The sequence below is a fragment of the Enterobacter sp. PL_is511 genome (assembly GCF_055816065.1).
This window is the reverse complement of sequence record NZ_JBVPGP010000023.1, coordinates 131,938-143,580: the sequence shown is the minus strand read 5'-3', so window position 1 is coordinate 143,580 and position 11,643 is coordinate 131,938. Positions and strand designations below refer to the sequence as shown.

11 protein-coding genes and 1 other RNA gene are annotated in these 11,643 nt (G+C 55.2%); 8 read left to right on the top strand and 4 right to left on the bottom strand.

What is annotated here, in order from left to right; translation table 11 throughout:
* Positions 1 to 23: 23 nt before the first annotated feature.
* From rnpB to garL, 3 genes are all read right to left on the bottom strand, one after another.
* Positions 24 to 401: RNase P RNA component class A (gene rnpB, locus AC0TN7_RS12890), an RNA gene on the bottom strand.
* 59 nt (positions 402 to 460) lie between these two features.
* Positions 461 to 1,351, bottom strand: a complete 891-nt coding sequence (garR, locus tag AC0TN7_RS12885) for a 2-hydroxy-3-oxopropionate reductase (protein WP_473702194.1) — start codon at positions 1,349 to 1,351, stop codon at positions 461 to 463.
* Positions 1,352 to 1,372: 21 nt separating this feature from the next.
* On the bottom strand, positions 1,373 to 2,143 hold the full coding sequence (gene garL / locus AC0TN7_RS12880) for a 2-dehydro-3-deoxyglucarate aldolase (RefSeq protein WP_032650347.1): 771 nt from the start codon (positions 2,141 to 2,143) through the stop codon (positions 1,373 to 1,375).
* 377 nt (positions 2,144 to 2,520) lie between these two features.
* Here garL and garD point away from each other — a divergent pair, with 377 nt between their 5' ends.
* From garD to AC0TN7_RS12840, 8 genes are all read left to right on the top strand, one after another.
* Complete coding sequence (gene garD / locus AC0TN7_RS12875; protein WP_248272466.1) at positions 2,521 to 4,092, top strand: galactarate dehydratase; 1,572 nt, start codon at positions 2,521 to 2,523, stop codon at positions 4,090 to 4,092.
* Positions 4,093 to 4,269: 177 nt separating this feature from the next.
* A complete protein-coding gene (locus AC0TN7_RS12870) occupies positions 4,270 to 5,124 on the top strand; it encodes a tagatose bisphosphate family class II aldolase (RefSeq protein ID WP_473702193.1) in 855 nt (284 codons plus the stop codon).
* 34 nt (positions 5,125 to 5,158) lie between these two features.
* Positions 5,159 to 6,430 (top strand): tagatose-bisphosphate aldolase subunit GatZ, encoded by a 1,272-nt coding sequence (gatZ, locus tag AC0TN7_RS12865; RefSeq protein ID WP_473702192.1) that lies wholly within the window; start codon positions 5,159 to 5,161, stop codon positions 6,428 to 6,430.
* Between the two features lie 13 nt (positions 6,431 to 6,443).
* Positions 6,444 to 6,911 (top strand): PTS galactitol transporter subunit IIA, encoded by a 468-nt coding sequence (gene gatA, locus AC0TN7_RS12860; protein WP_473702191.1) that lies wholly within the window; start codon positions 6,444 to 6,446, stop codon positions 6,909 to 6,911.
* A gap of 28 nt (positions 6,912 to 6,939) precedes the next feature.
* A complete protein-coding gene (gene gatB, locus AC0TN7_RS12855) occupies positions 6,940 to 7,224 on the top strand; it encodes a PTS galactitol transporter subunit IIB (RefSeq protein WP_021242240.1) in 285 nt (94 codons plus the stop codon).
* A gap of 4 nt (positions 7,225 to 7,228) precedes the next feature.
* Entirely contained in the window at positions 7,229 to 8,602 is a 1,374-nt protein-coding gene (locus AC0TN7_RS12850; protein ID WP_473702190.1) for a galactitol-specific PTS transporter subunit IIC, read from the top strand.
* Between the two features lie 40 nt (positions 8,603 to 8,642).
* Positions 8,643 to 9,686: a galactitol-1-phosphate 5-dehydrogenase gene (gene gatD, locus AC0TN7_RS12845; RefSeq protein WP_473702189.1), complete on the top strand. Its 1,044-nt coding sequence runs from the start codon at positions 8,643 to 8,645 to the stop codon at positions 9,684 to 9,686.
* 110 nt (positions 9,687 to 9,796) lie between these two features.
* A complete protein-coding gene (locus AC0TN7_RS12840) occupies positions 9,797 to 10,570 on the top strand; it encodes a DeoR/GlpR family DNA-binding transcription regulator (protein WP_473702188.1) in 774 nt (257 codons plus the stop codon).
* 148 nt (positions 10,571 to 10,718) lie between these two features.
* Here AC0TN7_RS12840 and rsmI read toward each other — a convergent pair whose 3' ends face one another.
* Entirely contained in the window at positions 10,719 to 11,582 is an 864-nt protein-coding gene (rsmI, locus tag AC0TN7_RS12835) for a 16S rRNA (cytidine(1402)-2'-O)-methyltransferase (RefSeq protein WP_045331026.1), read from the bottom strand.
* Positions 11,583 to 11,643: the final 61 nt, after the last annotated feature.

Genomic DNA, 11,643 nt, shown 5'->3' with positions numbered 1-11,643 from the left:
CGCCGAAGCGGGGTTCTCTAAGAAGTTGAAGCTGACCGATAAGCCGGGTTCTGTCGTTGGACAGTCATTCATCTAGGCCAGCAATCGCTCACTGGCTCAAGCAGCCTACCCGGGTTCAGTACGGGCCGTACCATGTGAACCCCTATTTGGCCTTGCTCCGGGTGGAGTTTACCGTGCCACGGACTGTTACCAGCCGCGCGGTGCGCTCTTACCGCACCCTTTCACCCTTACCTGATCCCGCTTGCGCGGGCCATCGGCGGTTTGCTCTCTGTTGCACTGGTCGTGGGTTTCCCCCCCAGGCGTTACCTGGCACCCTGCCCTATGGAGCCCGGACTTTCCTCCCCTCCGCCCGTCTCCCCCGAAAGGGACGACGACGAAGCGGCGACTGTCTGGTCAGCTTCGGCGCGCAGTATAGAGGGTTTGCGCGCCGCTGTCACCCTCAGGTATGGGCAAGGCGTGATTAACGCGCCACTTCCACCTTCGCCAGTTTTTCGTAGTAGCATGCAATTGCGCTGTGATCGGCCGTGCCCAGGCCATCGGCACGCAGCGCCTGCATCATCTCCATGACCGCCGCGGTCAGCGGCAGCTGCGCCCCCACGCCGTGAGACGTATCCAGCGCGTTGGCCAGATCTTTGATATGCAGGTCGATGCGGAAACCGGGTTTGAAATTACGATCCATGACCATCGGCGCTTTGGCCTCCAGCACGGTACTGCCCGCCAGGCCACCGCGAATGGCCTGATAGACCAGGTCCGGGTTGACGCCCGCTTTGGTTGCCAGCGTCAGCGCTTCGGACATGGCGGCAATGTTCAGCGCCACAATCACCTGGTTTGCCAGCTTGGTCACGTTACCCGCCCCGATATCCCCGGTATGCACCACGGAGCCCGCCATCGCTTTCATCAGGTCGTAATATCTATCGAAAACGGCTTTATCACCGCCGACCATCACCGACAGCGTACCGTCTATCGCTTTCGGCTCACCGCCGCTGACCGGCGCGTCCAGCATATCGACGTCCTTCGCTTTTAACGCCTCGCTGATTTCACGACTTGCGAGCGGCGCAATAGAGCTCATATCAATCAGCACCAGGCCCGGCTTCGCGCCATCGATAATGCCGTTTTCACCCAGCGCGACCTCTTTAACATGCGGTGAGTTTGGCAGCATGGTGATGATGACGTCGCACTGCTCGGCAATCGCTTTGGCTGTGGTGGCCGTTTCTGCGCCCGCCGCCATCACTTCCGCCACGGCCTGTGGATTATGATCGGATACCACCAGCGAGTAACCCGCTTTGATGAGGTTCTTACTCATTGGTTTACCCATGATCCCCAGGCCAATAAAACCCACTTTCAGCGTCATAATCTGTATCCTCAATGATGGTTATTTTTTAAAAGCGTCCGCTAATTTCTGCGTGGCCGAGCGGAATACGCCGAGGTCGCTGCCGACGGCAACAAACGTGGCTCCCCACTCCAGATAGCGACGGGCGTCCGCCTCAACCGGCGCCAGAATGCCGCACGGTTTGCCGTGTGCTTTGGCGCGGGCAAAGATGTGCTGGATCGCGCGCTGTACGTCAGGGTGGCTGGCATTGCCCAGATGGCCAAAGGCGGCAGCCAGATCGCTTGGGCCGACGAAGATACCGTCCACGCCGTTTGTGGCGGCAATCGCGTCGACGTTATCAACGCCCTGCTGGCTCTCGATCTGAACCAGAATGGTGATGTTGCTGTTGGACTGCGCGAAATAGTCCGGCACGGTGCCAAACATATTGGCGCGGTGCGAAACGGAGACGCCGCGGATCCCTTCCGGGGGGTAGCGCGTTGACGCAACGGCCAGCGCCGCTTGTTCTTCCGTCTCCACAAACGGGATCAGAAAGTTGTAGAAGCCGATATCCAGCAGACGCTTGATAATCACCGGCTCGTTGGTGGGTACACGCACCACCGGGGCGCTGTGGCTGCCTTTCAGCGCCATCAGCTGCGGAATAAACGTGCTGATATCGTTCGGCGCATGTTCGCCGTCCAGCACCAGCCAGTCGAAACCGGCCAGGCCCAGCACTTCGGTGCTGATTGGGTTTGCCAGCGCGGACCAGCAGCCAATCTGAATCTGGTGCGCCGCGAGGGCCGCTTTAAATTTATTCGGGAAGATATCGTTACTCATCGTATTTACCTTTTTATTCCGCAGCCTTTTCCAGTGTCATTTTATTTATTCATTCAGACACCGTGCCAGCATGATATTTATTATTCTGACGTATTCTGGCGTGATAAAATCGTCATTCAGTATAAGACGCCATCCGCGACCGCACATTGTTTTAATGCTCAGGTATTACGGCATATTTTGATAAAAATTTTTGCATATGCACAAAGCACTGGGCGCTAATGCACAGAATCAAGGATTACGGGTTCGGGAGCGATCGAGATCACATTTTAATATCCCCTATGCTGACATGCTTTATTTCTGAAAGCCGCGTATTTATTTCTACCATTAGAAAATTGGCTGAATTTATTATCAGACACTTTGCTGGAGAATAGTGAACAATGGCCGACATTGAAATTCGACAGGCATCGCCGACGGCGTTTTATATCAAAGTACACGACATCGATAATGTGGCGATTATTGTCAACGACAATGGCTTAAAAGCGGGCACTCGATTCCCGGACGGGCTGGAACTGATTGAGCATATTCCACAGGGACATAAAGTCGCCCTGGTGGATATCCCTGCTAATAGCGAAATCGTACGTTACGGTGAAGTCATCGGCTATGCCGTTCGCGCTATACCACAGGGTAGCTGGGTTGAGGAGTCGCTGGTGGCACTTCCAGAAGCGCCGCCGCTGAACACGCTTCCGCTGGCAACCCGCGTGCCGGAACCGCTTCCTCCGCTGGAGGGCTATACCTTCGAAGGCTACCGCAATGCGGACGGCAGCGTCGGCACCAAAAATCTGCTCGGTATTACCACCAGCGTGCACTGCGTGGCGGGCGTAGTGGATTACGTGGTGAAAATCATCGAACGCGATCTGCTGCCAAAATACCCGAACGTCGACGGCGTGGTGGGCCTGAACCACCTCTACGGCTGCGGCGTGGCGATTAACGCGCCCGCTGCCGTGGTGCCTATCCGGACCATCCACAATATCGCCCTCAACCCGAACTTTGGCGGCGAGGTGATGGTCATCGGCCTCGGCTGTGAAAAATTGCAGCCAGAACGCCTGCTGCAGGGTACTGAGGATGTCAAAGCCATCCCGGTAGACGAGGACAGTATCGTGCGCCTGCAGGACGAACGCCACGTTGGTTTCCGCTCAATGGTCGATGACATTCTGCAGGTGGCAGAGCGACATCTGGACAAACTCAACCGCCGCCAGCGCGAAACGTGTCCGGCCTCGGAACTGGTCGTGGGCACCCAATGCGGCGGCAGCGATGCCTTCTCCGGCGTGACGGCCAACCCGGCGGTAGGCTATGCGTCCGATCTGCTTGTTCGCTGCGGCGCCACGGTGATGTTCTCCGAGGTGACCGAAGTGCGTGACGCCATCCATCTGCTTACGCCACGCGCCGTTAATGAAGAGGTCGGCAAGCGCCTGCTTGAGGAGATGGCCTGGTACGATAGCTATCTCGATATGGGCAAAACCGACCGCAGCGCCAACCCGTCTCCGGGGAACAAAAAAGGCGGCCTGGCGAACGTGGTGGAAAAAGCCCTTGGCTCCATTGCCAAATCCGGTCAGAGCGCCATTGCAGAAGTGCTCTCTCCGGGCCAGCGCCCGACGAAACGCGGCCTGATTTACGCGGCAACGCCGGCCAGCGATTTTGTCTGCGGCACGCAGCAGGTGGCATCCGGCATTACGGTACAGGTCTTTACCACCGGGCGCGGCACGCCGTACGGCCTGATGGCGGTGCCGGTGATTAAGATGGCGACCCGCACCGAGCTGGCAAACCGCTGGTATGACTTAATGGATATCAACGCGGGCACTATCGCCACCGGGGAAGAGAGTATTGAGGACGTGGGCTGGAAACTGTTCCACTTCATTCTGGATGTCGCCAGCGGACGGAAGAAAACCTTTTCGGATCAGTGGGGATTGCATAATCAGCTGGCGGTGTTTAACCCGGCACCGGTGACGTGAGTTTGCTGTGAACCTCGCTTAGCATGGCTTCGGCCATGCTTTTTTTTTGCTTTCATTTCTTTCGCATCCTTACCTTTCATTTCGATTCTTTCATTTTTAAGATATCAATCACAAAATAACATTCCGAAACCCTATATTGTCTTTCGCATAAATAAAACGAAAGGTTTCGGAGGAAAGATGTTCATCATCTCGTCGAAGGCGATGCTGCTAAAAGCACAGCGCGAAGGTTACGCCGTACCGGCATTCAATATTCATAATCTCGAAACGCTGCAGGTGGTCGTTGAAACGGCCTATGAGATGCGATCTCCGCTGATCGTGGCGGGTACGCCCGGCACATTCAGCTATGCAGGAACCGGTAACGTGGTCGCCATCGCCAGCGATCTGGCCAAAACGTACAACCAGCCACTGGCGATCCACCTCGATCATCACGAAGATTTCGACGATATCGCGCAGAAAGTCCAAAGCGGGATCCGCTCGGCGATGATCGACGGATCTCATCATCCATTCGCTGAAAATGTCGCGCTGGTGAAGAAAGTGACAGACTACTGCCACCGTTACGATGTGAGCGTGGAGGCTGAACTTGGCCGTCTTGCCGGGCAGGAAGATGACCTTGTGGTCGACAGCAAAGATGCGCTTTACACCAACCCACTACAGGCACGTGAGTTTGTTGAATTAACGGGTATCGACTCATTGGCCGTCGCCATCGGTACCGCGCACGGCCTCTACACTGCCACGCCGAAACTTGATTTTGAACGTCTGGCAGAGATTCGCAATCAGGTCGATATCCCGCTGGTGCTGCACGGCGCTTCCGGTTTATCTACGGCCGATATCCATCAGGCAATTCGCCTCGGTATCTGCAAGGTCAACGTTGCCACAGAACTCAAAATCGCCTTCTCGAATGCCCTGAAAACCTATCTCGCTTCACATCCCGAAACCAGTGACCCGCGTCATTACATGGTGCCCGCCAAACGCGCCATGAAAGAGGTGGTGTGTAAAGTTATTAACGATTGTGGTTGTGAAGGAAAGCTCTAAATACGAAAGCCTGAAGTCCTGACCTGGAGGAAACGTGAAAGATATTATTACCCGCCATAAAGCGGGAGAAGCTCTCGGTATTTGCTCAGTTTGCTCAGCGCACCCGCTGGTTATCGAAGCCGCTTTGCGGTTCGATCTGCATACCGACAACAAGGTTCTGATTGAAGCCACCTCAAATCAGGTGAACCAGTTCGGCGGTTACACCGGTATGAAACCCGCTGATTTCCGTGATTTTGTTCTGAAGATCGCTAAAGAGGTGGGCTTTCCGCATGAACGTTTGATCCTGGGTGGCGATCATCTGGGGCCAAACTGCTGGCAAAACGAACCCGCAGACGCGGCGATGGAGAAATCCATTGCATTGATCAAAGCCTATGTCGCGGCTGGATTTAGCAAGATACACCTGGACGCCTCAATGTCTTGTGCCGACGATCCTACCCCACTCTCGCCATGGATGGTGGCACAACGTGCGGCCCGACTGTGCAAAGCGGCAGAAGAGACGGCCACTGAAGAACAAAAAGCGGCACTGACCTATGTGATTGGTACTGAGGTTCCCGTTCCCGGCGGAGAAGCCAGCAGCATTAACAACGTTCATGTCACCCGTGTGGAAGATGCCGCGCAGACGCTGGAAACGCATCGTGAGGCCTTTGCTGCGCTCGGTCTGGACGAGGCTATGACGCGTGTGATTGCGATAGTCGTGCAACCCGGCGTGGAGTTCGACCATACGCAAATTATTCACTACCAGCCGCACGCGGCAGAGGCCCTTTCCGGCTGGATCCGCCAGACACCCATGGTCTATGAGGCGCACTCAACCGACTACCAGACTCGCCAAGCCTATCGTGCTTTGGTTCGCGATCACTTCGCGATCTTGAAAGTCGGCCCGGCGCTTACCTTTGCCCTGCGAGAAGCCATCTTTGCACTCGCACAAATGGAGAAGGCCCTCATCGCCCCTGAACAACGCAGCCATGTGCTTGACGTGATCGACGAAGTCATGCTGAACGAGCCGGATTACTGGAAGAAGTACTACCGTCCCACCTGGAGTCAGGCAATGGTGGATATTCACTTTAGCCTGTCCGATCGCATTCGCTACTACTGGCCGCATCCGCGCATTCGTCAGTGCGTTGAGAAATTAATCGCTAATCTGAGCGCTATCTCCTTGCCTCTGGGGCTGGTCAGCCAGTTTATGCCCGTCCAGTTCGAGCGATTGTCGATGAATGAGATCGCCGCAACACCGCAAAATCTCATCATCGACAAAATACAGGATGTATTACGTGCTTATCGATTTGGCTGCACCCCTGAACCCGTCTAATGCCGGAGAGTGTATGAGTCACGTTTTTGTCCGTACCGGAATTGAGTTTGAAACCTGCCAGCAGGCGCTGGCGCATATTGGCGAGGAGATGCTGGCTAAAGGTGTTGTACACGCCACCTACCCTGCCGCCCTTCTTGAAAGGGAGGTGGATTACCCCACCGGCATTGCTCTTGAACGCCATGCGGTCGCTATTCCGCACTGCGAAGCCGTACATGCGAAACGCCCCGCGATTTACCTGATTCGCCCGGACAAACCGGTGCATTTCCAGCAGGCCGATGATGATGGCGAGGTCGCCGTCTCACTCATCATCGCGTTAATCGTGGAAAACCCTGCGGCACAAATGAAATTGCTTCGCCGCCTTTTCAGTGAGCTACAAAACCCGGACACGCTTGACATGCTGCTGGCTGCGCCCGCAGAGCGCCTGGCCGATCGTTTCCGGGAGATGATACTTGAACCTGTCGCCTGTGCCCAGGCTTCATAACAAACTGATAATAAAAAAGGAGTGCCCTATGAAACGCAAAGTTATTGTTGCCTGCGGCGGCGCTGTCGCCACCTCAACCATGGCAGCAGAAGAGATAAAAGAACTGTGTGAAGCACACCACATTGAGCTGGATCTGGTCCAGTGCCGGGTGACCGAAATTGAAACCTATATGGACGGCGCTGACCTGATCTGCACCACAGCGAAAGTCGACAGAGCCTTTGGCGACATTCCGGTGGTGCACGGTATGCCGTTTGTATCCGGTGTCGGCATCGAAGCCCTACAGCAAAAAATCTTGACCATCCTCGAGGGGTAAGATCATGTTTACCGAAATCATGCGTTACATCCTCGATTTGGGGCCAACCGTAATGCTGCCAATCGTCATCATCATCTTCTCTAAGCTATTAGGGATGAAGCTCGGCGATTGCTTTAAATCCGGCCTGCACATAGGCATAGGCTTCGTCGGGATCGGACTGGTTATCGGCCTTATGCTTGACTCCATCGGCCCGGCGGCCAAAGCGATGGCTGAACAGTTCCAGATTAACCTGCACGTGGTGGACGTTGGCTGGCCGGGTTCATCCCCAATGACCTGGGCATCACAGATTGCACTTATTGCTATCCCTGTTGCCATTGGCGTTAACGTTGTCATGCTGGTGACGCGGATGACCCGGGTAGTTAACGTCGATATCTGGAACATCTGGCACATGACCTTCACCGGTGCGATGCTGCACCTGGCAACCGGCTCTTACTGGCTGGGGATCCTGGGCGTTGTGGTGCACGCAGCCTTTGTTTACAAGCTTGGAGACTGGTTTGCCAAAGACACCCGGGACTTTTTCGGTCTGGACGGGATTGCCATCCCTCACGGCTCGTCAGCTTATCTCGGCCCGATCGCCGTTCTGGTCGATACGATTATCGATAAAATCCCAGGCCTGAAGCGTATTCATTTTAGCGCTGACGATGTGCAAAAACGCTTTGGCCCGTTTGGCGAACCGGTCACGGTTGGGTTTGTGATGGGTCTGGCTATTGGCATGCTGGCTGGCTATGACGCTAAATCTGTTCTCCAACTGGCCGTGAAAACCGCCGCAGTGATGCTGCTGATGCCGCGCGTCATCAAACCAATCATGGATGGCCTGACGCCGATTGCTAAACATGCACGTAAACGTCTGCAGGCAAAGTTTGGCGGACAGGAGTTCTTAATCGGTCTCGATCCAGCACTCCTGCTGGGCCATACGTCCGTCGTCTCCGCCAGCCTGATTTTCATCCCGCTTACCATCCTGATTGCTGTTCTGGTGCCGGGCAACCAGGTGCTGCCGTTCGGTGACCTTGCCACCATTGGCTTCTTTGTGGCAATGGCGGTCGCGGTGCATCAGGGCAACCTGTTCCGCACGCTTATCTCTGGCGTCATCATCATGGGCATTACGCTGTGGATTGCGACCCAGACCATCGGCCTGCACACCCAGCTTGCGCAAAATGCTGGCGCGTTGAAAGCTGGCGGGCTGGTGGCCTCCATGGACCAGGGCGGTTCACCCGTCACATGGCTGCTCATCCAGCTGTTCACCTGGCAAAACGTGGTGGGGTTCATCGTGATTGGTGCAATTTACGTTACCGGCATCCTGCTCACCTGGCGACGTGCCCGCGTATTTAACGCGGCAGAAAAGAACGCCGCTACCCCTCAAAGCCAGACGGTGTCTTGATATCTGGGGAGCCATGCTCCCCTCTTTTTCTGGAGTGAATATGAAATCAGTGGTAATTCACGCTGAGGGCAACGTGCGCGTTGAAGAACGTCCAATCCCTCACATTCAGGCTGCGGATGATGTGCGGGTGCGCATTGCCTGCTCAGGACTATGTGGCTCCGATATCCCGCGAATTTTTGCCGGAGGGGCACATTATTATCCCATCACCCTGGGACATGAATTTAGCGGTTATGTCGAAGCCTGTAGTACCGAAGTGCACGATCTCAAGGCAGGCGATCCAGTTGCCTGCGTGCCATTACTGCCCTGCTTTTCCTGTCCGGCGTGTGAAAAAGGCTACTTCTCGCTCTGCAAGCAGTATCAGTTTGTCGGATCTCGTAGCGAAGGCGGCAACGCGGAATATATTGTGGTGAAGCGTGCAAACCTGTTCCGCCTTCCAGCAGAGATGGCAATTGAGGATGGCGCATTTATTGAACCCATAACCGTAGGGCTACACGCGTTTCATCTCGCTTCCGGCTGCGAGGGCAAGAACGTCATCATTGTAGGCGCAGGAACGATTGGCCTGCTGGCGATGCAGTGTGCGCTGGCATTGGGGGCCAACAGCGTAAGCGCGATTGATATCAACGACGATAAGCTCGCGCTGGCAACAGCGCTGGGGGCAACTCAGGTGTTTAATAGCCGCGATCTGGGTGCAAACGATATCCTCAACGTCTTGAGCGACAACCCGTTTGATCAGTTGGTTCTGGAGACTGCTGGCACACCGCAAACCGTCGCGCTCGCCATTGATATCGCCGGGCCGCGCGCCCAGGTCGCTCTGGTGGGTACGCTGCATAACGACCTAAACTTACCTGCGGCGACATTTGGCAAGATACTGCGTAAGGAGTTGACGCTTCTGGGAAGCTGGATGAATTATTCGGCCCCGTGGCCAGGTGAAGAATGGGAAACCGCGGCACGCCTGCTCACAGAGAAAAAACTGCAGCTAAAGCCCCTTATTGCTCATACCGGCGATAGCGATAGCTTTGCTCAGGCCGTGCAGGGACTAAACGGTGCGCCAATGCAGGGCAAAATCATGCTGCGCTTCGCGTAGTGCTTCGAGCCAGCAACCTGAGCTGGCTCACATTTCCTTTCGAATATTACCGTACCCCTTTCGCATACCTTCGATTAGAATAGAGGCAGTTAATTATCAGGCATTTCAATATGAACTCATTTGAGCGACGCAATAAAATCGTTGACCTTGTCAACGCTCAGGGCAGTGTCATGGTGCTGGATCTGTCGAATATGTTTGGCATTTCAGAAGTGACGATTCGAACAGATCTGCGCCTGCTGGAAGAAAAAGGATTGGTCACGCGTTTTCACGGTGGCGCAGCAAGACCCGGCAGCAGCCTGGCGGAAAGCGAAAATCAGGAAGTAGTGCTGGAAGACCGTTATCAGCTGGCGAGCGACCCGAAGAAGCGCATCGCACAGGCTGCCGCGGCCATGATTGAAGAGGGAATGACGATCATTCTGGACAGCGGAAGCACCACCATGCTCATCGCCGAAGCGCTGACCAAACGGGCCAATATCACCGTCATTACCAACAGCCTGCCTGCCGCATTTGCCCTCTCGGAAAACAAAGACATTACGCTCGTGGTCTGTGGCGGTACCGTGCGCCATAAAACGCACTCTATGCATGGCACCATCGCCGAGCGCTCTCTAACCGGGATAAGCGCGGATTTGATGTTTGTCGGGGCTGACGGCATCGATGCCACCAACGGCATTACAACGTTCAATGAAGGCTATTCGATCAGCAGCGTGATGGCGGCTGCCGCACATAAGGTGATCGCCGTGCTGGACGCAAGCAAATTCAATCGCCGCGGGTTCAACCAGGTACTGCCGATGGAAAAAATAGACTGTGTGATTACGGATGATGGGATCGGAAAGCACGAAAAAGAACAGTTGGGTAAAACGGACACCGAGGTCATTACAGTTTAGCGAACGACGCAGGTCAGCGTATGACATGAGCAATTTGCTCTTCCGACATTTATACCGACATTTATACCGACATTTATACCGACATTTTATAAAGTTGTAGGCCGGGTAAGGCGTAGCCGCCACCCGGCAAAAACGGGCAGGAGATGACTTACTCCCCCTGCTGCTCCAGCGCATACTTATACAGCGCATTTTTCTTCACGCCGTGAATTTCTGCCGCCAGCGCAGCGGCTTTCTTCAGCGGCAGTTCCGCCTGCAGCAGCGCCAGCGTACGCAGCGCATCGGCTGGAAGCGCGTCTTCTTCCGCCTTGTGCCCTTCGACAATCAGCACCATTTCGCCCTTGCGGCGGTTTTCGTCTTCCTTCACCCACGCCAGCAGTTCCCCCACCGGCGCGCCGTGGATCGTTTCCCAGGTTTTGGTCAGCTCGCGCGCCAGCACCACGTAGCGGGCTTCTCCCCAGACGGTCACCATATCTTCCAGGCTCTCCAGCAGGCGGTGCGTGGATTCGTAGAAAATCAGGGTGCGCGGTTCCGCTTCCAGGTCTTTTAAGACGTCGCGGCGGCCTTTGGATTTGGCAGGCAGGAAACCTTCATAGCAGAAACGGTCAGACGGCAGACCTGCGGCGCTCAGCGCAGCAATGGCAGCGCATGGACCCGGCAGTGGCACAACGCGAATACCGGCTTCGCGACAGGTACGCACCAGGTGATAGCCCGGATCGTTGATCAGCGGCGTACCGGCGTCGGAGACCAGGGCGATGTTCTGCCCCTCTTTCAGCTTCGCCACCAGCGTTTCGGCTTTTTGTTGCTCATTGTGATCGTGCAGAGCGAACAAACGGGCGTTAATCGCGAAATGTTGCAGCAGCAGGCCAGTGTGGCGGGTATCTTCAGCAGCAATTAAATCAACAGCTTGCAGTACGGTGAGCGCACGTTGGGTAATATCAGACAAATTCCCGATAGGAGTAGGTACAATATAAAGCTGGCCTTGAGAATTATCTGCCGTTTCGTGTTGTTTCATTGTTTCGTCCGTATTGCCGATTTAATATTGAGCATTGCGTAAAAAAAATCACTGGATACAG

Excerpts from the sequence above, each read along its gene's own strand:
- garR (WP_473702194.1), bottom strand. The coding sequence starts at position 1,351 with ATGACGCTGAAAGTGGGTTTTATTGGCCTGGGGATCATGGGTAAACCA.
- garL (WP_032650347.1), bottom strand. The coding sequence starts at position 2,143 with ATGAGTAACGATATCTTCCCGAATAAATTTAAAGCGGCCCTCGCGGCG.
- garD (WP_248272466.1), top strand. The coding sequence starts at position 2,521 with ATGGCCGACATTGAAATTCGACAGGCATCGCCGACGGCGTTTTATATC.
- AC0TN7_RS12870 (WP_473702193.1), top strand. The coding sequence starts at position 4,270 with ATGTTCATCATCTCGTCGAAGGCGATGCTGCTAAAAGCACAGCGCGAA.
- gatA (WP_473702191.1), top strand. The coding sequence starts at position 6,444 with ATGAGTCACGTTTTTGTCCGTACCGGAATTGAGTTTGAAACCTGCCAG.
- gatB (WP_021242240.1), top strand. The coding sequence starts at position 6,940 with ATGAAACGCAAAGTTATTGTTGCCTGCGGCGGCGCTGTCGCCACCTCA.
- AC0TN7_RS12850 (WP_473702190.1), top strand. The coding sequence starts at position 7,229 with ATGTTTACCGAAATCATGCGTTACATCCTCGATTTGGGGCCAACCGTA.
- gatD (WP_473702189.1), top strand. The coding sequence starts at position 8,643 with ATGAAATCAGTGGTAATTCACGCTGAGGGCAACGTGCGCGTTGAAGAA.
- AC0TN7_RS12840 (WP_473702188.1), top strand. The coding sequence starts at position 9,797 with ATGAACTCATTTGAGCGACGCAATAAAATCGTTGACCTTGTCAACGCT.
- rsmI (WP_045331026.1), bottom strand. The coding sequence starts at position 11,582 with ATGAAACAACACGAAACGGCAGATAATTCTCAAGGCCAGCTTTATATT.